At 39.6% G+C, this 19,268-nt stretch carries 24 protein-coding genes; 13 read left to right on the top strand and 11 right to left on the bottom strand.

What is annotated here, in order from left to right; translation table 11 throughout:
- Positions 1–95: 95 nt before the first annotated feature.
- From RM539_RS16540 to secA, 7 genes are all read left to right on the top strand, one after another.
- On the top strand, positions 96–458 hold the full coding sequence (locus tag RM539_RS16540) for a four helix bundle protein (RefSeq protein ID WP_311504527.1): 363 nt from the start codon (positions 96–98) through the stop codon (positions 456–458).
- Entirely contained in the window at positions 433–1,365 is a 933-nt protein-coding gene (locus tag RM539_RS16535; RefSeq protein WP_311504526.1) for an O-methyltransferase, read from the top strand. Before RM539_RS16540 ends, RM539_RS16535 begins: the two co-directional genes overlap by 26 nt.
- A 257-nt stretch (positions 1,366–1,622) precedes the next feature.
- Entirely contained in the window at positions 1,623–2,321 is a 699-nt protein-coding gene (locus RM539_RS16530) for an ABC transporter ATP-binding protein (RefSeq protein ID WP_311504525.1), read from the top strand.
- A 107-nt stretch (positions 2,322–2,428) separates the two neighbouring features.
- Positions 2,429–2,629: a hypothetical protein gene (locus RM539_RS16525; RefSeq protein ID WP_311504524.1), complete on the top strand. Its 201-nt coding sequence runs from the start codon at positions 2,429–2,431 to the stop codon at positions 2,627–2,629.
- An 81-nt stretch (positions 2,630–2,710) separates the two neighbouring features.
- Entirely contained in the window at positions 2,711–3,283 is a 573-nt protein-coding gene (locus tag RM539_RS16520; protein WP_311504523.1) for a cob(I)yrinic acid a,c-diamide adenosyltransferase, read from the top strand.
- A gap of 161 nt (positions 3,284–3,444) precedes the next feature.
- A complete protein-coding gene (locus tag RM539_RS16515; protein ID WP_013070580.1) occupies positions 3,445–3,666 on the top strand; it encodes a DUF2795 domain-containing protein in 222 nt (73 codons plus the stop codon).
- Between the two features lie 90 nt (positions 3,667–3,756).
- Positions 3,757–7,113: a preprotein translocase subunit SecA gene (gene secA, locus RM539_RS16510; protein ID WP_311504522.1), complete on the top strand. Its 3,357-nt coding sequence runs from the start codon at positions 3,757–3,759 to the stop codon at positions 7,111–7,113.
- Positions 7,114–7,366: 253 nt separating this feature from the next.
- On the opposite strand, the gene RM539_RS16505 is transcribed toward secA, so the two are convergent.
- The gene (locus tag RM539_RS16505; RefSeq protein ID WP_311504521.1) at positions 7,367–7,738 is read right to left on the bottom strand and encodes a hypothetical protein; all 372 of its coding nucleotides are present in this window, start codon (positions 7,736–7,738) and stop codon (positions 7,367–7,369) included.
- Complete coding sequence (locus RM539_RS16500) at positions 7,722–8,306, bottom strand: RNA polymerase sigma factor (RefSeq protein ID WP_311504520.1); 585 nt, start codon at positions 8,304–8,306, stop codon at positions 7,722–7,724. The genes RM539_RS16505 and RM539_RS16500 overlap by 17 nt, the downstream gene beginning before the upstream one ends.
- A gap of 184 nt (positions 8,307–8,490) precedes the next feature.
- On the opposite strand from RM539_RS16500, the gene RM539_RS16495 reads away from it, so the two are divergent.
- Together RM539_RS16495 and RM539_RS16490 are read left to right on the top strand one after the other, a co-directional pair.
- On the top strand, positions 8,491–8,841 hold the full coding sequence (locus RM539_RS16495; protein WP_311504519.1) for a DUF6249 domain-containing protein: 351 nt from the start codon (positions 8,491–8,493) through the stop codon (positions 8,839–8,841).
- Positions 8,842–9,065: 224 nt separating this feature from the next.
- The gene (locus RM539_RS16490) at positions 9,066–9,542 is read left to right on the top strand and encodes a DUF4199 domain-containing protein (protein ID WP_311504518.1); all 477 of its coding nucleotides are present in this window, start codon (positions 9,066–9,068) and stop codon (positions 9,540–9,542) included.
- A 10-nt stretch (positions 9,543–9,552) separates the two neighbouring features.
- Here the strand turns inward: RM539_RS16490 and RM539_RS16485 are convergent, their stop codons facing one another.
- The 4 genes from RM539_RS16485 to RM539_RS16470 all read right to left on the bottom strand — a co-directional run bounded on the left by RM539_RS16485 (position 9,553) and on the right by RM539_RS16470 (position 12,859).
- Positions 9,553–10,245 (bottom strand): peptidoglycan DD-metalloendopeptidase family protein, encoded by a 693-nt coding sequence (locus RM539_RS16485; RefSeq protein ID WP_311504517.1) that lies wholly within the window; start codon positions 10,243–10,245, stop codon positions 9,553–9,555.
- 107 nt (positions 10,246–10,352) lie between these two features.
- Positions 10,353–11,744: a hypothetical protein gene (locus tag RM539_RS16480; protein ID WP_311504516.1), complete on the bottom strand. Its 1,392-nt coding sequence runs from the start codon at positions 11,742–11,744 to the stop codon at positions 10,353–10,355.
- Positions 11,725–12,330 (bottom strand): hypothetical protein, encoded by a 606-nt coding sequence (locus tag RM539_RS16475; RefSeq protein ID WP_311504515.1) that lies wholly within the window; start codon positions 12,328–12,330, stop codon positions 11,725–11,727. Before RM539_RS16475 ends, RM539_RS16480 begins: the two co-directional genes overlap by 20 nt.
- Positions 12,314–12,859: an RNA polymerase sigma factor gene (locus RM539_RS16470; RefSeq protein WP_311504514.1), complete on the bottom strand. Its 546-nt coding sequence runs from the start codon at positions 12,857–12,859 to the stop codon at positions 12,314–12,316. Before RM539_RS16470 ends, RM539_RS16475 begins: the two co-directional genes overlap by 17 nt.
- 189 nt (positions 12,860–13,048) lie before the next feature.
- On the opposite strand from RM539_RS16470, the gene RM539_RS16465 reads away from it, so the two are divergent.
- Positions 13,049–13,633, top strand: coding sequence for a DUF2911 domain-containing protein (locus RM539_RS16465; protein ID WP_311504513.1), 585 nt, complete (start codon positions 13,049–13,051; stop codon positions 13,631–13,633).
- 175 nt (positions 13,634–13,808) lie between these two features.
- Here the strand turns inward: RM539_RS16465 and RM539_RS16460 are convergent, their stop codons facing one another.
- Positions 13,809–14,246: an organic hydroperoxide resistance protein gene (locus tag RM539_RS16460; protein WP_311504512.1), complete on the bottom strand. Its 438-nt coding sequence runs from the start codon at positions 14,244–14,246 to the stop codon at positions 13,809–13,811.
- Positions 14,247–14,340: 94 nt separating this feature from the next.
- Between RM539_RS16460 and meaB the strand changes: the two genes are divergently transcribed.
- On the top strand, positions 14,341–15,435 hold the full coding sequence (gene meaB, locus RM539_RS16455) for a methylmalonyl Co-A mutase-associated GTPase MeaB (RefSeq protein ID WP_311504511.1): 1,095 nt from the start codon (positions 14,341–14,343) through the stop codon (positions 15,433–15,435).
- Here meaB and RM539_RS16450 read toward each other — a convergent pair.
- Positions 15,421–16,362, bottom strand: a complete 942-nt coding sequence (locus RM539_RS16450; RefSeq protein WP_311504510.1) for an NAD-dependent epimerase/dehydratase family protein — start codon at positions 16,360–16,362, stop codon at positions 15,421–15,423. The two genes, meaB and RM539_RS16450, sit on opposite strands and share 15 nt — an antisense overlap.
- A gap of 147 nt (positions 16,363–16,509) precedes the next feature.
- Between RM539_RS16450 and RM539_RS16445 the strand changes: the two genes are divergently transcribed.
- Both RM539_RS16445 and RM539_RS16440 read left to right on the top strand, forming a co-directional pair.
- Positions 16,510–17,226 carry a glycosyltransferase gene (locus RM539_RS16445; RefSeq protein ID WP_311504509.1) on the top strand — a complete coding sequence of 239 codons (717 nt, stop codon included), beginning with the start codon at positions 16,510–16,512 and terminating at the stop codon, positions 17,224–17,226.
- Positions 17,219–17,848, top strand: coding sequence for a lipid-A-disaccharide synthase N-terminal domain-containing protein (locus RM539_RS16440; RefSeq protein WP_311504508.1), 630 nt, complete (start codon positions 17,219–17,221; stop codon positions 17,846–17,848). Before RM539_RS16445 ends, RM539_RS16440 begins: the two co-directional genes overlap by 8 nt.
- Positions 17,849–17,875: 27 nt before the next feature.
- Here RM539_RS16440 and RM539_RS16435 read toward each other — a convergent pair whose 3' ends face one another.
- The 3 genes from RM539_RS16435 to RM539_RS16425 are packed head-to-tail and all read right to left on the bottom strand — an operon-like array spanning position 17,876 to position 19,267.
- Complete coding sequence (locus RM539_RS16435) at positions 17,876–18,439, bottom strand: phosphatase PAP2 family protein (protein ID WP_311504507.1); 564 nt, start codon at positions 18,437–18,439, stop codon at positions 17,876–17,878.
- A 21-nt stretch (positions 18,440–18,460) separates the two neighbouring features.
- Positions 18,461–19,039, bottom strand: coding sequence for a phosphatase PAP2 family protein (locus RM539_RS16430; protein WP_311504506.1), 579 nt, complete (start codon positions 19,037–19,039; stop codon positions 18,461–18,463).
- Positions 19,040–19,267 carry a DUF8828 family protein gene (locus RM539_RS16425; RefSeq protein WP_311504505.1) on the bottom strand — a complete coding sequence of 76 codons (228 nt, stop codon included), beginning with the start codon at positions 19,265–19,267 and terminating at the stop codon, positions 19,040–19,042.
- Between the last annotated feature and the right edge of the window lies 1 nt (position 19,268).

Below are 19,268 nucleotides of genomic sequence, written 5' to 3'. Positions count from 1 at the left end.
GTTGTGAGTTGTGAGTTGTGAGTTGTGAGTTGTGAGTTGTGAGTTGTGAGTTGTGAGTTGTTTTCGCTCTGCTCAAACTTTTATTCTATAAGAAAATGAAGAGCTATAAAGATTTAGACATTTATAACCTTGCCTTTACATATGCAATTGAAGCGCATAAAATTTCCCTAAAGTTGCCGAAGTATGAACTTTATGAACAGGGAAGTCAATTACGGAGGTCTTCCAAAAGTATTAAAGATAATATTGTGGAAGGGTATGGCCGTAGAATATACAAACAGGATTTCCTGAAATTCCTCACCTATGCTCATGCCTCTCTTTTAGAGTGCTTATCACAATTGGAAATGGTCGATGAATTATATGACATTGCGGAAATTAAAGAACTTAAGCAGAAATATGAAGTTTTAGGTGGGCAAATATTTTCTTTTATACGATATGTTGAAAAGAACTGGAGAACGTGATATTTGCTATTTTACAACTGACAACCCACAACTGACAGCCGAATTGCACCTACTAAAATCTTACATAAATTTCCTTCTAAAAAGCCAAAACCAACATGGGCTTCACTCCCCTTTTGTATATGACCTGGTGACGAAATGTTTTTATGATAAAAAGAATTATACTGGTTATAAGTTATTAAAGGAGTACAGAAAAGATCTTCTTCAGAATAAACAAACCATAGAAATAACCGATTTTGGAGCGGGGAGCAGGGTTTTTAATTCCAATTCCCGGAAAATTTCTGCAATTGCTAAAAATGCAGGAATTACAAAATCCAGGGCAGAACTTCTGTACAGGCTGGTTAACTACCTGGGGGCTAATAAGGTGCTGGAGCTGGGAACTTCTCTTGGCATTGCTACTTCCGCACTTGCCGCCAATAAAAAAACAGCAGTGACAACTATGGAAGGCTGCCCGGAAACCGCTAATATCGCCCGCCAGCAATTTCAAAAATTTGAATTTGATAATATCAGTTTGAAAATTGGCAAATTTGAAGATGTGCTGGAAAAAGAAAAAATGAGCGAAAAGTGGAAAGTGGAAAGTGGACAAAAAAAAGCAGAGAGAGGAAACAGGAAACAGGAAAAAAGAGACACAACAAACTACAAACAACAAACCAACAAATACGATCTAATCTTCTTCGACGGAAATCACCAGAAGCAGCCCACGCTCAACTATTTCTATAAGCTTCTGCCACTGGCTCATAACAATTCGGTATTTATTTTTGATGATATTCACTGGTCCCTTCAAATGGAAGAAGCCTGGGAGGAAATTAAGAATCATACGGAAGTCACAGTTTCTATAGACACCTTTTACTGGGGACTTATTTTTTTCAGAAAAGAACAGGCCAAACAACATTTTGTTATCAGGTTGTAGAATGTAGGTTCTTTGTAATGGTTCTTCAACAATTAATTTAAATTTGGAAACCCATAAGTGAGAATTACAACCGCCAAGTTTTTTATTGTGCATTAACCATTGTCGATTCTACTCTTCCTTTTTTCATTTTCCAACTTTTAGTTTCGTAGTTGAACTTTTCAACTCTCCACTTTAAACTTTTCACTTTTTCAATATTCCATAGATGTAACAAATCTTCTTAACTTACGTCCTATTGGCAACGTAAAAGCTGAACCTTCATGAATAAAGTCATAGAAATTAAAGATATCACCAGGGATTTTCCGCTGGGCCAGGAAGTTGTAAAGGTGCTTAAAGGCATAGACCTGGAAATTGAAAGGGGAGAATATGTTGCTTTTATGGGGCCTTCAGGTTCGGGGAAATCCACACTCATGAATCTACTCGGCTGTCTGGACACCCCTACTTCCGGGACTTATATTTTAAACGGTAAAGATGTAAGCAAGATGACTGACGATGAACTTGCTGAAATAAGAAATAAAGAAATTGGTTTTGTTTTTCAAACCTTTAACCTTCTCCCCAGAACTACCGCGCTTGATAACGTGGCGCTGCCAATGGTTTATGCCGGCTATTCCAAAACTGAAAGAAATGACCGGGCAAAAGAAGTTCTTACCAATGTGGGGCTTGGGGACCGTATGGATCATAAACCAAATCAACTTTCCGGTGGGCAGAGACAAAGGGTGGCTGTTGGCCGTGCCCTGGTAAACAAACCTTCCATTATTTTAGCCGATGAACCCACAGGGAACCTGGACTCCAAAACTTCTGTAGAAATCATGCACCTTTTTGACGAGATTCATGCTGCAGGAAATACGGTAATTCTTGTGACACATGAGGAAGACATTGCTGAACATGCCCACCGCATCATCCGCCTGCGCGATGGGGTGGTGGAAAAAGATGAACGCCGCGAAATGGTTGGTGGCTAATTACTATTTTGTGTCTTATTTTTTATTGGTTACTCATTGTCAATTATAAATTTCTCAATTGCCCATTGAATTAAATCTTGTTATCTTAGAAAAAATTCATTTTAAAAATGTTCGATTTTGACCGGCAGACCTGGCTCTACCTTTTAATTATTGCCATTGCATTCTTTTTCTTCAGGTGGAATTCCAGCCGTGCAAAGCAAAATCGAAATAACAGGAAAAACCGAAACTTCAGAAAAAGATATGAAGAACGGAAACGGGAAAATGAAAAATCCCGGGAAAATCTGGATGAAAAATCTTCAGAAAAATAGTCGACTCTCCTCCCCTTCCCTGATATTCTTCGTAAATTTGAAATAAATGAGGCTAATTACTTCAGCTTCAAATTTAACAATATGAAGATTTACACGAAAACAGGGGATAAAGGCACTACGGCACTATTTGGCGGCACCAGGGTTCCAAAACATCATATAAGGATTGAGAGCTACGGTACGGTAGATGAGCTCAACTCCCATATTGGGCTGCTGCGTGACCAGAAGGTGGAGGAAGATGTAAAGTCCAGCCTTATGAGGATTCAGGATCGCCTCTTTACCATAGGTTCTGTTCTGGCCACAGATCCCGAAAAAGCTACGCTTAAAAATGGAAAGGAAAGACTGAATATCCCAAAAATTTCTACGGAAGACATTGAATTTCTGGAACAGGAAATAGATAAGATGAATGAAGAACTACCGGAAATGACTCATTTTGTATTACCGGGAGGCCATCAAAGCGTGTCATTCTGTCACATTGCGCGCTGTGTCTGCAGACGTGCAGAACGCCTTGCCACCGCCCTTTATGAGATTGCGGCTTTTGATGAAGCTGTACTGAAATACCTTAACAGGCTTTCCGATTATTTGTTTGTGCTGGCACGAAAATTGTCAAAATATTTCCGTGCAGAAGAGGTAAAATGGATTCCCGAAAAATCTTAGACCAGTTTCTGCCTCTGTAAGTCTGTATTTCTTAACATTTGATTTTCCAGAGATTGATAAATTAGAATAAGTTCTTAACTATATTGATGAATAATTAGATTTTTTTCTTGGCTGTATCGGTAAAAAAATTATTTTTGCAAAAATTAAAAACCGATTTCAACATGTATTGGACTTTAGAATTAGCATCTTATTTAAGTGATGCGCCATGGCCTGCCACAAAAGACGAGTTAATTGACTACGCGATTAGAACCGGAGCACCATTGGAAGTTGTTGAAAATCTACAGGCTATTGAGGATGAGGGAGACTCCTATGACTCTATTGAAGAAATTTGGCCAGACTATCCTACAGACGATGATTATCTCTGGAATGAGGATGAATATTAAAATAAAACATTAAGAAATAAAGCAAAAAAGTCTCCAAAGTGAGGCTTTTTTTTTGCTTACATTTGAACCCTATTAAAACAAAAAACTATTATGAGTTTTTTAGATTCCGTATTAAAAGTATTTGTTGGCGACAAATCGAAAAAGGACGTCAGGGAAATACAACCCATAGTTGATAAAATCAAGGCTCTTGAATCTGAATATGAAGCACTGAGCCTGGATGAATTAAGAGCAAAAACATCTTCTTTTAAATCGAAAATTGCCGATGCTCTCAAAGAAGTTAATGAGAAAATATCCAATCTTGAGCAGGAGGCTGACGAATCTGAAGATATTACCCGAAAAGAGGATATCTATACTGAAATTGACGCCTTAAAAGATAAAGCTTATGAAATTTCTGAAGAAGTTTTAAACGAAATTCTTCCGGAAGCCTTCGCCAATGTAAAAGAAACCGCCAAGCGATTTGTAGCAAATACCGAACTTCAGGTAACGGCTTCAAGCTTTGACCGGGAAATTTCCGCAGAAAAAGATTATGTAAGTCTGGAAGGCGATCACGCGATCTGGAGCAATTCCTGGGACGCTGCCGGAAAGCCGATTACCTGGGACATGGTACATTACGATGTACAGTTGATTGGTGGTGTGGCCATGCACCAGGGAAAAATTGCCGAAATGCAAACTGGTGAGGGTAAAACCCTTGTGGCTACTTTACCAATGTATCTAAATGCATTAACCGGAAAAGGAGTGCACCTGGTAACGGTTAACGATTATCTTGCAAAAAGGGATAGCGCCTGGATGGCACCTATTTTTGAATTCCATGGCCTTAGTGTGGATTGTATAGATTATCACCGGCCAAACTCCGCCGCCCGGAGAAAAGCTTATAATGCAGATATTACCTACGGAACCAATAATGAATTTGGTTTTGACTATTTAAGGGATAACATGTCCCATTCCCCTAACGATTTGGTGCAGCGTCCTCACAATTATGCAATTGTGGATGAGGTGGATTCAGTACTGGTAGATGATGCCCGTACGCCACTAATTATTTCAGGTCCTATTCCAAAAGGAGATATACATGAATTTGATGAATTAAAGCCAGCTGTTTCCAATATTGTTGAAGTACAGCGCAAACACCTGGTGAAAGTTCTTGCGGAAGCAAAAAGACTTATCGCTTCAGGAGACACTAAAGAAGGTGCTAAACAATTGCTAAGGGTGTACCGCGGATTGCCTAAAAACAAAGCATTAATCAAATACCTAAGTGAAGAGGGTATCAAGCAGTTACTGCAGAAGACCGAAAATCACTATATGCAGGACAACAACCGTGAGATGCCTAAAGTTGATGAGGAGCTTTACTTCACCATAGATGAAAAGACAAACCAGATAGACCTTACCGATAAAGGAATTGATTTTCTTTCTGCCAACGGCGATCCCGATTTCTTTGTGATGCCTGAAATAGGTATGGAAATCGCCAAAATTGAAAAAGAAAACCTTTCAAAAGAAGATGAAGCTGAAAAGAAAGAAGAACTGTTCCGCGACTACAGCGTAAAAAGTGAGCGTATCCACACGATGCGCCAGCTTTTAAAAGCCTATACTTTATTTGAAAAAGACACCGAATACGTGGTGATAGAAAATAAAGTGAAAATTGTAGATGAACAAACCGGGCGTATAATGGAGGGCCGCCGCTATAGTGACGGACTTCACCAGGCGATTGAGGCCAAAGAAAATGTGAAGATTGAAGATGCCACACAAACTTTCGCCACTGTAACCCTTCAGAATTATTTCAGGATGTACCGCAAACTTTCAGGGATGACGGGTACTGCGGTTACTGAAGCCGGAGAACTTTGGGAAATCTATAAGCTGGATGTGGTTGAAATTCCTACTAACCGCCCTATTGCCAGAAAAGACAAAGAAGACCTGGTTTACAAAACCAAGCGTGAGAAATACAACGCGGTAATTGATCATGTAACCGATCTTTCTAAGGCCGGAAGGCCCGTGCTTATAGGTACCACTTCCGTGGAAATTTCAGAATTGCTTAGCCGTATGCTGAAGCTGAGAAATGTTCCGCACAACGTGCTTAACGCGAAATTGCACAAAAAAGAGGCTGATATTGTTGCCGAAGCAGGTAAATCTGGTATTGTAACCATTGCCACCAACATGGCTGGTCGTGGTACAGATATTAAGCTGAGCAAAGAGGTGAAGGAAGCCGGTGGTTTGGCCATTGTTGGTACAGAGCGCCATGATTCCAGACGTGTAGACAGGCAGCTGCGTGGTCGTAGTGGCCGTCAGGGAGATCCGGGAAGTTCCCAGTTCTACGTTTCTCTTGAAGACAACCTGATGCGCTTGTTCGGTTCTGAACGTATCGCTAAATTAATGGATAGAATGGGCCTTGAAGAAGGCGAAGTGATTCAGCATTCCATGATTTCCAAATCTATTGAGCGCGCCCAGAAAAAGGTAGAGGAAAATAACTTCGGAATCAGGAAAAGACTGCTGGAATATGACGATGTGATGAATGCCCAACGGGAAGTAATCTACAAACGTAGATACCATGCCCTGTTTGGGGACCGACTGAGAGTGGATATCGCTAATATGATATTTGACACTTCTGAGGCTATAGCCGAAACCAATAAGGCCGCAATGGATTTCAAGAATTTTGAATTCGAGCTTATCCGTTATTTCTCAATGAGTTCCCCTGTTTCCGAAGCAGAGTTCACAAAAATGAACATTCAGCAAATTTCTGGAGAAATTTATAAAGCAGCCTATAAGCATTATCAGGAAAAAATGGAACATAGTGCTTCCAGGGCATTCCCTGTTATTAAGCAGGTTTACGAAGATGAAAGCAATAATTTTGAAAGAATCTCAGTTCCTTTTACCGATGGCACCAAAACCCTTCAGGTAGTCACCAATCTTGAAAAAGCCTATGAAACCGAAGGAAAGCAACTGGTAAAAGACTTTGAGAAAAATATCACTCTTGCAATAATTGATGATGCCTGGAAAACGCATTTAAGAAAAATGGATGAGTTAAAGCAAAGTGTTCAGCTTGCCGTTCACGAGCAAAAAGATCCGTTGCTGATCTATAAATTTGAAGCTTTTGAACTTTTCAAGACTATGCTGGACCAGGTGAATAAAGACGTAATTTCCTTCCTGTTTAAAGGAGAAATTCCTGAAGGAAATACTTCCAATATTCATGAGGCAAGGCAAAAAAGGCGTGAAAAAGTGGAAACTTCAAAAGAAGAGATTCCTAATATTGACGAAAGAGCTGCACAAAGTCGTGCCGCAGGCCAGCGCCAACAGCCAAAACCTCAGGTTACCGAAACCGTAGTAAGAGATCGGCCTAAAATTGGGCGTAATGATAAAATCACTATCAAGAATGTAATGAGCGGTGAAAATAAAACCGTGAAATACAAGCAGGCTATTCCGCTTCTTGATAAAGGAGACTGGGTGATTGTGAATGAATAGTGAGACGGTAAACTAAAATAAAATCCCGAAGTAGAATTTCTGCTTCGGGATTTTTTATTCTTTGCTGTTTAAAAGCTCTTCTCTTTTTTAAGAAGCGGTGGGCGCAGGCCGGGGTGGTTTTTTCAATTGAAAGTTTGGAAAAAAATAGTAGATGACTTGAGCAAAAGTACAAATCTTACCCTTCCATCTTTATCAGCCAAAACTGATAAAGTCACCTTCCCTTAAAAAACGGAAGGAAAAGTTTTCACCTGCATTACTCATACTGCTTTACCAGAAAACGTTTTAAAAAAGGTATTTCCAGGAAGAAAAGCGAAATAAAAGCAATAGCATACATCATTGTACCGGAGATCTCCAGTTTTGGAATAGAAACAAAATTGATTAGCTTAAAATCCACCTCAAATGAAAAATCTGAAGTAGTCCAAAAAAGTCCGGCAACAGCCGCTAACATTACTCCCGTGAAAACAATCAGGGCCCAGGGGGAAATTAACGGCTTGTAATGCACTACTTCCTGCCTTGCTGCAATAGCCTTCAGTACCTTCGATGAAAAATCTGCCGAAGGTTTTTCCAGGCCTGCATTTTTCACTATTTTTTCTGCTAAAATTTCTTCTTTAGAATGTTTTTCCATTTCTCCCGGGTATTTCTGCCTGCATATATTTCTTCAATAATGAAAATAATGTTTTCCTGCTTCTGTAAAGTTTTACTTTTATATTTTCTTCAGTTAATCCGGTTACCCCCGCAATCTCTTTTACAGATTGTTCTTCAAAGTAATAGAGAGTAATAATTGCCGATTCCTGTTCCGGTAATTTCAGAATACAATTTCTAATAATTTCCGATCGTTCTTCCTGCAACATAATTTCCAGTGCACTCTCCAGCCTTGTAGTATCATCTTCAGTGATTTCCTCTATCAATTCTGAAGTTGAAATGCCCTTCTTTCTTATTCTGTCAAGAGCCTTTCTGTACGCTATCCTGTAGAGCCAGCTGGAAAATTTTGCCTCGCCCCTAAAACCCGGAAGTGCTTCAAAAGCTTTTAGAAATGCATCCTGCGCAACTTCTTCCGCCTCCTCCCTTACCTTTAGCATGCGGTAAACTATTGTAAAAATATAATCCTGATATCTTTCCACCAATACTCCATATGCACGGGTATCTCCCTGCCGTGCTTTGTCAATAAAATGTTGGTCGGTTTGGCGGTTCATTTTACATATGACGTCCTGGTTATGGTTCCGGTTACAGAATTTAAAGAAAAAATAAAAATCTCAAGCAAGCCTCCGGCAATCAGATCGTCAATAAACAGTAAAGTCAAAATATTTTGTAACCGGACTCAAAAAAGCTGCGTCCTATAGAAAACGAACAGTAAATTAACTATAAAAATCTATCATCATGGGATCTGAAATCATTGTATTACCTGTAATTTTCGGCACTGTATTCGGTATATACTATTTGTATATTTCGGCACGCAACAGGGAACGCCTGGCATTAATTGAAAAAGGAGCAGATGCAAACATTTTCTACAGCAAAAATCGAAGGATTACACCGGTATGGAAAGTAATCACGCTAAACCTCGCATTGTTATGTATAGGAATTGGTCTTGGAATCTTTCTTGCAAACCTCTTTATTTACAGCTTAAATATGAAGGAGGATGTAGCTTATCCCGGAACTATTTTTCTAATGGCGGGAGTAGGCCTCCTGGTTGGTTTCTTTATCACCAAAAATTTAGATAAAGCCGCCTGATACTTAAAAGTTTAATAGCAATTTTTCAAATTTTCCCTGCTGCTGATTACACCTGTAGCAGAGAAAATTTTTGTTGATTTTTTTCTTCCCGATGTTCTACATAGAAACAGTTTATTTTTGTCAGCTTTACTGAGCTATTTTTTTTCCATTCCCTTCAGGATAATTTTGAAAATAAGTAGTGTCAGGCTTTTTGGTTAATTTTGCCAAAACCAAGCAGTGACATTATGAAAAAAATCATTATAGAAATAAAATGGGGAATTATCTTTTCTTTTGCTTCCCTTCTCTGGATGATGTTTGAAAAAAGAATGGGCTGGCATGATGAACTTATCGCCAAACATCCTATCTACACCAATCTTTTTGGCCTTGTGGCCATAGCACTTTTTCTCTTTGCCCTTTATGACAAAAGAAAACATTTTTACGGCGGAAGAATGAGTTGGAGCCAGGGATTTGTTTCCGGAATTGTATTAACTATTGTTATCACTTTACTCACTCCGTTAATGCAGTATATTACCAATGCCTGGATTACACCCGATTATTTTGAAAATGTGATTAATTATACTGTAGCAACCGGGCAAATGCAGCGCAGCGCAGCCGAAGAATATTTCAATATGAAATCTTACATTATTATGGGCATCTTTAGCGCCCTGGCCATGGGTGTGGTTACCTCAGCAATCGTTGCGCTAATCCTACGAAGAAAGTAACAATAATTTATTAAATTTTCAGGAGAAGATTAGGATCGGGACAATTTTGTAGATAGATTTCAAGCTCCTTTTTTGAAGATACACCCGGAAAATCCCCAATATTACCCATTAAATTTTCCATAATCTGAAAATGCAGATGCGGCGCATAATCACCATTTTCTGAAGAATCACCCAATTCACCTATTTTTGAAGATTTTTGTACTTTTTCCCCTTTTGTTAATCCCACCAGAGATTTTCGGCTTAGGTGCCCGTAAAGTGTATAAAATGTTCTTCCTTCTTTTTCATGCTCCAGGATAATTGTTGGACCGTAATCACCAAAATTGGAATTATCCTGAAAACTATGAATTTCGCCTTCCAGGGCTGCAAGCACATCTGTTCCTTCTGCAGCCCAAATATCCAGCCCTATATGAATGTTTCGGTTTAAAAATTCATCTACATTTATATTAAAAAGCCTGCTCCTTTTGTACAAGTTCCGCACTTCATTATATCCTCCAAATGCAGCTTTTTTACCGGCTTTACGCAGGGAGTTATGTAAAAATATAGAAAATGCTTCAGAAGAAAGTATTTCCAACTTCATCAATTCGGGGTTGCTTTCAGAAAGATCTACAGCTGCAAAATCTTCATGTTTTAAATCTGCTCCAACTACAGGGGTATATTCCGAAGTTAATCCGGTAACAAATTCAGCGAAATTATCAGTTTTCATTCAGCAGTTTTTTCAGCAAAAAAGATCGTCAAAAAGTACATTTTTCGTCTTACGAACCTGTACTTAAAGACGACCCTTTTAAGGTTGCTAAAAATAAGCGATGTGTTTTACTTTACCAAGACATCGCTAAAACTCGCCTGAATGCTTACGCTTCCCTGGCCATTACTGGTTTTATTATAACCACTCAACAGCACATTATCATAGGTCCTGGTCTTTTTTAGCTGCATAGAAGAGGGATAATCTATATCACTCTGGGTGCCGTCGTAATTAAAACTATAGGCAGTATCCGGCAGGACAAGTTCCAAATCGCTGTTTTCAAGGCTAATCCTCAAATTATTAAACCCCGGTGCCAGTTTGTTTATTTTCAATTCCCCAAAAGAACCATTAATAATCCCGGTCTCACTTATTTCACCTATTACCACATCGCTGGAATTAGAATTCAGTTTTATACTGGCAGCTTTTTCAATTTGCAAATCTTGTACATATCCGGCAGTAAGTATTCCATAATCCCATTGTTTAATCTTTACTGGAGAGTACGAAACATTTACATCGGTTTTATTACCGGTAAGCCTGTTAGCTGAAAGTGATCCGTGAGAAACATTAGCTTTTACATTAGAAGTGGTACCTGCAAGTTTAAGTTCACCATGGCGCACAATTAAATTTAGCCGGGCATCTTTTGGAACACTTATTTTAATATTCCTGTTCGCCTTGGCGGGATTTCCCGGCAACACCATAACTTTAGCATCTTTCCCTGCAAATTTAGCTTCCATCTCCCTGCCAAACTGTTCCCCCCATTTCTCCATTTCTTTGCCAAATTGCTCACCCCATACTTCCATGTCTTTTCCAAACTGTTCACCCCAGGCTTCCATTTTGGCACCATATTCTTTTTCCCATTTATCAGAATTTTTCTCTATCCGGGCGGCCCATTTTTCCATATCTTTTTCAAAATCCTCTCCAAATTCCTCCTCTATCCGGGCTTCCCATTTCTTCATATACGCATCGGGATTGCGCTGGTAGGCTTCATAATCAAAATTCATATCGCCCACTTTAGCGGTAAAATTCTCCGGCAAAGGATTAGAAGCTATATTCCGGATCATTGGCATAAGCCCTTCCATCATTGGGCCCAGCAATTCCTGCAGGCCTCCTATAGATTCATCCAGGCCGTTTATATCAACGTTTATATTAGCGCCGGGATTTAAACTGTTATTACCCCCCGAGATAATGCTCACGTCGTTTAACGATCCCGATGCCTGCAATTTCCAACTGTTCAACAGCTCCTGCACCTGTTGTTTATCAGAACCTCCGGCATTTAAAAATGCCTCCACCTTTACTTCATTCTTATCCCATTTTTCAATACTAATGTTGGTGTGCTTGGCATCAACATTTACGTTAACTGTCCCGCTCGTATTGAATGATTTTTCCAGTTTTTTTGTTTGGGCTGAAAGTCCTGCCGTTAACAGGAGCAAAAGCACAAATATGTTAAGCTTGTAGGTTTTCATAGCTCTTGTCTTTTGATTCATTAATTTCTTTAATCTTGTTTTTCAACTTGAACAGCAATTCCAGTCTTAGCTGCAAATTGGCAATCATGGCTTCTACCGTTTGTTCATTAAGGCCGCTTTCATTAACATCTGCATTTAATCGCTTATATTCCTTATCCAGTTCTGCCAGTTTGGCCATAAAAGCATCTATAAGGGCTTTATTGTCTTCATTAATGTCCAGCTTTGCCAGTTCAAGGTTTAAACCTGCCATATAATAGTTCTCAATTTCCTTGTACTGGGGTGAAACATCACTAAGCTGAAATTGCTTCTCCGGCTGCGCATTGATATTTTCATTATTTTCCTCTACCGGGGTTTCCACCATGCGTGTTTCCGGAGCTCCACTACCCGGCTTCAGGAAAAACATTGCTACTCCAAAAGCCACCACTAATACCGCGGCTATTTTTAAGTAAGGAAAACTGCCGGCTTTTTTCTCCTGCGGTAACGCCTTGTTCAGTTTAGCCTCAAATCGTTTCTGGTGACCTTTTTTAATTTTTTCAGGTTCGCGGCTCTCATCATTCCTGAACATGTCTCTAATATCCTGTGCCATTTCTCGTAAGTTTTAGTTCTTCCTGTAATTTTTTCTTTCCCCTGTGTACCAAGGTGCGGGAAGCCACCTGTGTAATATCCAAGATTTCTGAAATTTCCTCGTGGTCATACCCCTCAATTAAAAATAACATCAGGGGATATTTGTACTTTTCCGGCAGTTGCTGTATTACTGCTTTAACCTCTTCAATTCCAATCCCATCTCCAATTTGCCAGTTATCATCCTCTTCCACCGTGGTCATTGTACGTTCATTTATTGCGACCAGCTCCATCTTTTTTGCCTTTAACTTATCCAGGCATTTGTTGATAACGATACGCTTAAGCCAGGCTCCAAAAGTGACTTCTCCCGTAAACTGGTGAAGTTTCTGAAAAGCTTTTACAAAAGCCTCCTGCATGGCATCTTCAGCTTCGTATGAATCCCGGATAAACCTAAGCGCCACATAATACATGCCCTGGCTGTACTTATTGTAAAGCTTCAGTTGAGCCCGGCGATCATTTTGCCTGCAAGCTTCTATTAACTGATGTTGTAACAAAATTCTTATTGGTTTGGTTGCTATTCACTTTAATGACGATTATTCTTTTCGCATGTTGCATACATCGTCATAATTTTTTCTGAAAAAATAGACTAAATTCTCCTCATAATTTTCAGACATTGCCGTAGAATTTATTTTTGCTGAAGCTACATTTGCACATTTTTTGAACCTGCATTTAAAAATTTCTGAATGAAACCTGTTGTAAAAACTTCCCTCAAATTAGTTGCTGCTATTGCTGCCTTTGGCCTGGTACTTTTGTTTGTTCTGAGGTATAATACCAAAGCACATAGCCCTGAGGATACTATAGTATTTGAAGATAACGGATTAAAAATGGAAGTTTTTTATAACCGCCCTCATAAGAGAGGAAGGGAGGTTTTTGGAGAACTTGTGCCTTTTAATGAAGTATGGCGTACCGGGGCAAATGAGGCTACAACTTTTGAAACCACTGAAGATATTATGGTGGATGGTTCCCTGCTAAAAGCAGGAAAATATACTTTATGGACGATTCCGGGTGAAGAATCCTGGAAGGTAATCTTTAATTCTGAAATGTATCCCTGGGGAATTAATATGGAAAAACAGGCTTATCGCGATCCGCAGTATGATGCACTGGTTGTGGAAATTGGAGTGGACGAACTTCAGGAAAACGTAGAACAGTTTACCATCTTTTTCAACAAAACCAATGATCTGGTTTTTATGATCCTGGCGTGGGATCACACCAGTATTCCTGTACCTATAAAAACTGAAAGAACCGAATTCTATAAAGAAGCGGTCTAACAAAGGATATTACTGGCTCAAACCTGCCCGGGCAGCACAAAGGGATATTTGAAATCTTCTCTGTTCATTCTTTTTTTACCTCTCCCCTTAAATCCGGATGGACCAATATTTTCAAACATCAAAAAAGGAACGCTAAAAAGCGCCCCTTATTGAAATTATCTTATATAAAATGTTTTTATTCCTCTTCCTCCAGCATGAGGTTTAAGGTTACATCAATATTATCCCTGGTAGCTCTGGAATACGGACAAATTTCATGTGCCTGGTTTACAAGTTTTTCACCGGTATCCACATCAACACCGGGGATATAACAATCCAGGGTTACAGCAAGGTCCAGGGCTTTATCTTCCTCTTCGGCTTGCCCAATCTCTACAATTCCAGTAATACTAAAATCTCCCAGATCAACTTTATGGCTTTTGGCTACCAATTCCAATGCGCTACCAAAACAAGAAGAATATCCGGCTGCAAATAATTGCTCAGGATTGGTATAATCTCCACCCTGGCCTCCAAGTTCCTTAGGCATTCTTAATTCTATATCTAACACGCCATCTTCACTGGTGGCCTGTCCATTCCTTCCTCCTGTCGTTGTGACGGTGGTTTTGTACAATGTTTTCATTTTGAGGATTGTTTAAATTAATTTTATAAGCTTCAATATACAAATAATATTGCCACACAAAATGAATTCCTAACTTTGTAAAAATCCATTTCCTTTGAGCAAAAATTCTGAAAAATCAGCATTACATGAAACGGGTAGCAGTCCGGGTTCTAAAAATATAAATCCGAATTCAGCTGAACGTATCAGAGCCATCAGAAAAAAAAGGGCTTCGGAAGAAGATTTAACCAGCCAACTCCTCAAAGGAAATAAAACAGCCCTGGGAAGAGCCATAACAATGGTGGAAAGTAACCAGCCTGCACATAAGGAAAAAGCACAGGCATTAATTGAAGGTGCCCTGTCCCATGCCAACAAATCTATACGTATAGGGATTACAGGAGTTCCCGGAGTTGGAAAAAGCACCTTTATTGAAAGCTTTGGAAGCTACCTGATAAAGCAGGGTAAAAAAGTAGCCGTGCTCGCGGTAGACCCCACCAGCAGCCTTTCCCGTGGAAGTATTTTAGGTGATAAAACCCGCATGGAAAACCTAGTTAGAGAAGAGCATGCTTTTATAAGACCTTCTCCCAGCGGGGAGTCTTTAGGGGGAGTTGCAAGGAAAACCCGTGAAAGCATTGTGTTGTGTGAAGCTGCCGGATTTGATGTTATTCTTATAGAAACCGTTGGAGTTGGCCAGAGCGAAACTACCGTACACAGTATGACCGATTTCTTTTTACTGCTGAAACTTGCCGGCGCCGGCGATGAATTGCAGGGAATAAAACGCGGGATTATTGAAATGGCTGATGCCATAGTAATCAATAAAGCCGACGGTGATAATCAAAAAGCAGCCCGTGAAGCCAAACTGGAATTTAACAGAGCCCTTCAGCTTTATCCTTCCAAAGAAAGCGGCTGGAAACCTGAAGTCGCTTTATCCAGTGCCCTTTATAACTCCGGGATTGCTGAAGTTTGGGAAATGATTAGTAATTTTCAGAAGCTTGTTTTTAAAAATGGCCATTTTAATGCCAATCGCCATCAACAAAATAAGTTTTGGCTTTTACAAACTATAAATGAGCATCTTAAAAATAATTTCTACCAACATCCCCAAATTAAAGAAGCCCTTGCAGAGCAGCTTGAAGCTATCGGTAATAACAAAACAACCGCGTTTTCGGCGGCCATTTATCTCCTTAACAAATACCGGGAATTACAGAAAATTTGATTTGTACCAGTTAATTTGTAGTTGCAAACCCTCCTTTAAAGTAGTGGAAGGCTGATAATCAAGAAGTTTTTTTGCTTTGTTAATATTTGCCCTGGTATGCCACTGATCCCCTGCCCTCTTTGGTACCAGCTCTAAGTCAATTTCTATTCCCAGTAATTCCTGGACCAGGTCTATACCTTCCTGCGTGGTGTATTCATCTTCAGTTCCCAGATTAATAATTTCACCGTTAATTTCATGATGCTTTTGAACGGCTTTAAATATTCCTTCCACAATGTCTCCCACATAAGTAAAACTCCGAAGATGCTTTTCACTGCCCTGAAACAACGGAAAAGATTTTTCTCTAAATGCACAGGTAATTAGCTTGGTATATAGCTTTTCAGGCCGTTCCCTGGGCCCGTAAACCGAATAAAGCCTGAGGGAAGATGCATTCATTTTCTTGGTACGGCTTTGCGCAAGCACCAGTTGTTCTGCTGCCAATTTTGTCACTCCATAAAAAGAAGCCGGCTGTGGGGCTGCGTTTTCAGGATGAGTAGCTTCAAGACCGTATACTGAAGAAGTGGAAATATTAAAAAAATGTTTAAGCCTCTTATTTCTATGCGCAAATTCCATAAGATTTTGAGTTCCAGTAAAATTATTGCTCAGATACTCCTCAAATGTACTGGAAGCCGAAATTCCCGGTTGTGCGGCAAAATGAATGATAAAATCAAAATCCAGTTCCAGTTTTTCAAAATCTTCCGAATTTCTTAAATCCATTTTTACAGTTTTAATACCTTGTTGCTCAAGAGCAGCCTTATTCAGATCTTTCAGGCTAACCTCGTAATAATCTGAAAAATTGTCCAGCCCAACTACATTAAACCCCTCTCTTTGCAGGCGTTCGGCCATATGGGATCCAATGAATCCGGCTGCTCCGGTAATTAAAACTTTCATATAAATCTATTAGATCTTTCCGGGATCATTTTCCCTATTAATATTAGAGGATGCAAAATACAATCTTTCTAAAGATTTTGCACTTTTTGAAGAAAGCTGTTCCCCACTTTTAATTCATATTAATACCTTTGCGATCAATTTATTTTTATGGATTACGAATTCACCATCATTGTTCCGCTTTATAATGAACAAGAGAATCTGGGACGGGTAGAAGAAGAATTAACAAAATACATGAAAACTGCAAGCATAAAGACTTGTGCCCTTTTTGTAAATGATGGTTCCACAGATAAAAGCCTGGAACTTATTAAAGAGATTTCCAGCCGAAATTGTGATTTTAGATTTATTTCCTTTGAAAAGAACTGCGGACTGAGTGCTGCCATAAAAGCGGGTTTCGATTTTGCCAACACTCCGCTTATTGGATATATTGATTCTGATCTACAGACAGATCCTGAGGATTTTGAAGTGCTAATGCAGTACATTGAGGAGTATGATCTGGTTACCGGACACAGGGCAGACCGTAAGGACTCTTTTGTAAAAAATATGTCTTCCCTTATCGCAAACGGAATAAGAAGAAGTTTTACACATGACGGTATGGACGATACCGGCTGCCCCCTAAAGATTATAAGAGCAGATTATGCCAAACGCATCCCGATGTTCAAAGGATTACACCGGTTTTTACCAGCAATGATACTGCTACAACACGGTAAAGTAATCCAGGTCCCGGTACGGCATTATCCGCGGATTGCCGGAAAAGCAAAATTTCATCTTCTGAACCGTTTAACCGGGCCATTTATAGACTGCTTTGCCTACCTCTGGATGAAGAAAAACTACATCAATTATAAAGTTACCATGAAAAATGAGTAACTGGGAAGTATATGCCGTTGGATTTACAGCCCAAATCCTGTTTTCCAGCCGGTTGCTCATGCAATGGATACTTTCAGAAAAACAAAAAAGGGTTATCACCCCTTCCCTGTTCTGGAAACTTAGTTTATTTGCTTCTTTTCTCTTATTTGTTTACGGCTACCTGCGGGAAGATTTTTCCATAATGCTGGGGCAGGCCGTAACTTATTTTATTTATATAAGAAATTTACAGTTACAGGGAGAATGGCAGAAAATACCGGGACTCTTCCGGTGGTTTCTTTATTTGTTCCCGGTTCTTCTCACGATATATTCCTATAACAATGGAACGTACGATGTACAAAAGCTGTTTTTTAATGAAGAGATCCCGCTGTGGCTGCTCATTATGGGCTCAGCTGCACAACTTATCTTCAACCTCCGCTTTTTCTATCAGTGGATTTATTCTGAAAGGTTAAAAGAATCTGTGCTGCCCCTGGGATTCTGGCTTTTAAGCCTTGTAGGTGCTTTGCTTATTCTTAGTTATGCAATCATCAGGAGAGATCCTGTACTTTTCGTAGGCCATGTGCTAGGCAGCTTTATTTATGCAAGAAATATCTTTCTTAGCCGAAAAAGTACTTCCGAAGAGTAAAGAACCAAAATTTTTGAAAAAGCAGGTTTACAAGCGGTATTTCTTCCGCAGAAAAGCATGTAATTGATAATAGGCATAGCCCAGCGCACCTCCTATAACCATTCCGGTAATAATATCGGCAGGATAATGAACCCCCAGATAAATACGGCTGTAAGAAGCCAGCAGCGGCCAGAGAAGAATCAGATAAATCCAGCGTGGATAAATTTTTCTGAACAGCATAATTAAAAAAACCGCTACTCCCGTAGAATTGGAAGCATGAGCTGAAAAATATCCAAACCGGCCGCAGCGTTCTGCTACAAAACGGGCATATTGCATCACCCCATCCTGCCGGCAGGGCCTTGGCCTTTCAAAACCGTGTTTGAAGAGATTAGCCAGCTGATCTGTGGAAGTGATTAATAAAGTAATAATCACCATACTCAAAATCATTATTTTCCAGCCGAAATTTCTGTAAATCAGGTAAAGCAGAAGGATGTAAAGTGGAATTCCTGTCCATTTGTTACTTATGGCTAGCCAGAAGCTGTCCCATAATGGGGAACCCAGATTATTGAGATAAAGGAAAATTTCGTAATCTAATTCAATTAGTTGTTCCATAAAAAACCTGTGGTTTTCCAGTTACATTATTTTATCAGCACCTAAATATTTCTTGCTTATAAAAAGCTGAATTTGATAAACAATAAAAGCCAGAATAACTCCCAGCACTATTCCCGCAATAACATCTGAGGGATAATGCAGGGCTTGATAAATCCTGCTATAGGATGTTAAAACCGGCCATAGAAGCAGTGCAGCAGCGAAATAATTATGAAAACGCTTAAACAACAGGAAAAGGAAAACGGCTACCCCGGTGGAATTTGTAGCATGGGCAGATACAAAACTAAACCCGCCACAGCCCCTGGTGACTACCCGGGCATACTCTACAACCCCTTCCTGAGCACATGGTCTCAACCTCTCAAAGGCCTGTTTAAAATCATAAGCTACTTCTCCTGTTGCTAAAATAAGAAGCGTTACCAATACCATATTCAGCAAGGTTATTTTCCAACCATAATCTTTAAAGCTAAGGTAGATCAACAACAAATAGAGTGGCAGCCCCGTCCATTTATCACTCATTGCCCGCCAGAACCAATCCCACTCAGCACTGCCAAGATTGTTCAAAAACAGGAAAATTTCCTTATCTATTTCTAACAATTCCTGCATTTACTCTTCGTAACGTGCAACTTCCCTATCGTAAAATTTATTAGCCTCTTCTATTAAAGGTTCAGCTTCATTTGCAAGTTCTTCCTCATCGCTGGAGTCAAAATCTTCCAGCCATTCTACTTCATCATTTTCAAGATTGATGATAAAACGAGGAAATTCAGTATGAATAATAAAAACTGCATCGGGATAATCGGTATTATCACCAAGAAGAAATTTGGGAAAATCCATA

The sequence above is a fragment of the Autumnicola musiva genome, assembly GCF_031846585.1.
Classification (GTDB): domain Bacteria; phylum Bacteroidota; class Bacteroidia; order Flavobacteriales; family Flavobacteriaceae; genus Autumnicola; species Autumnicola musiva.
The sequence above is the reverse complement of the archived record's forward strand: the minus strand, read 5'-3'. Positions and strand labels throughout refer to the sequence as shown.

Coding starts and splice junctions, on each gene's coding strand:
- RM539_RS16480 (WP_311504516.1), bottom strand. CDS start 11,744: ATGAAAACCTACAAGCTTAACATATTTGTGCTTTTGCTCCTGTTAACG.
- RM539_RS16465 (WP_311504513.1), top strand. CDS start 13,049: ATGAAACCTGTTGTAAAAACTTCCCTCAAATTAGTTGCTGCTATTGCT.
- RM539_RS16530 (WP_311504525.1), top strand. CDS start 1,623: ATGAATAAAGTCATAGAAATTAAAGATATCACCAGGGATTTTCCGCTG.
- RM539_RS16485 (WP_311504517.1), bottom strand. CDS start 10,245: ATGAAAACTGATAATTTCGCTGAATTTGTTACCGGATTAACTTCGGAA.
- RM539_RS16515 (WP_013070580.1), top strand. CDS start 3,445: ATGTATTGGACTTTAGAATTAGCATCTTATTTAAGTGATGCGCCATGG.
- RM539_RS16505 (WP_311504521.1), bottom strand. CDS start 7,738: ATGGAAAAACATTCTAAAGAAGAAATTTTAGCAGAAAAAATAGTGAAA.
- secA (WP_311504522.1), top strand. CDS start 3,757: ATGAGTTTTTTAGATTCCGTATTAAAAGTATTTGTTGGCGACAAATCG.
- RM539_RS16430 (WP_311504506.1), bottom strand. CDS start 19,039: ATGCAGGAATTGTTAGAAATAGATAAGGAAATTTTCCTGTTTTTGAAC.
- RM539_RS16460 (WP_311504512.1), bottom strand. CDS start 14,246: ATGAAAACATTGTACAAAACCACCGTCACAACGACAGGAGGAAGGAAT.
- RM539_RS16495 (WP_311504519.1), top strand. CDS start 8,491: ATGGGATCTGAAATCATTGTATTACCTGTAATTTTCGGCACTGTATTC.
- RM539_RS16520 (WP_311504523.1), top strand. CDS start 2,711: ATGAAGATTTACACGAAAACAGGGGATAAAGGCACTACGGCACTATTT.
- RM539_RS16425 (WP_311504505.1), bottom strand. CDS start 19,267: ATGGATTTTCCCAAATTTCTTCTTGGTGATAATACCGATTATCCCGAT.
- RM539_RS16435 (WP_311504507.1), bottom strand. CDS start 18,439: ATGGAACAACTAATTGAATTAGATTACGAAATTTTCCTTTATCTCAAT.
- RM539_RS16500 (WP_311504520.1), bottom strand. CDS start 8,306: ATGAACCGCCAAACCGACCAACATTTTATTGACAAAGCACGGCAGGGA.
- RM539_RS16525 (WP_311504524.1), top strand. CDS start 2,429: ATGTTCGATTTTGACCGGCAGACCTGGCTCTACCTTTTAATTATTGCC.
- RM539_RS16450 (WP_311504510.1), bottom strand. CDS start 16,362: ATGAAAGTTTTAATTACCGGAGCAGCCGGATTCATTGGATCCCATATG.
- RM539_RS16540 (WP_311504527.1), top strand. CDS start 96: ATGAAGAGCTATAAAGATTTAGACATTTATAACCTTGCCTTTACATAT.
- RM539_RS16535 (WP_311504526.1), top strand. CDS start 433: ATGTTGAAAAGAACTGGAGAACGTGATATTTGCTATTTTACAACTGAC.
- RM539_RS16440 (WP_311504508.1), top strand. CDS start 17,219: ATGAGTAACTGGGAAGTATATGCCGTTGGATTTACAGCCCAAATCCTG.
- RM539_RS16445 (WP_311504509.1), top strand. CDS start 16,510: ATGGATTACGAATTCACCATCATTGTTCCGCTTTATAATGAACAAGAG.
- RM539_RS16475 (WP_311504515.1), bottom strand. CDS start 12,330: ATGGCACAGGATATTAGAGACATGTTCAGGAATGATGAGAGCCGCGAA.
- RM539_RS16490 (WP_311504518.1), top strand. CDS start 9,066: ATGAAAAAAATCATTATAGAAATAAAATGGGGAATTATCTTTTCTTTT.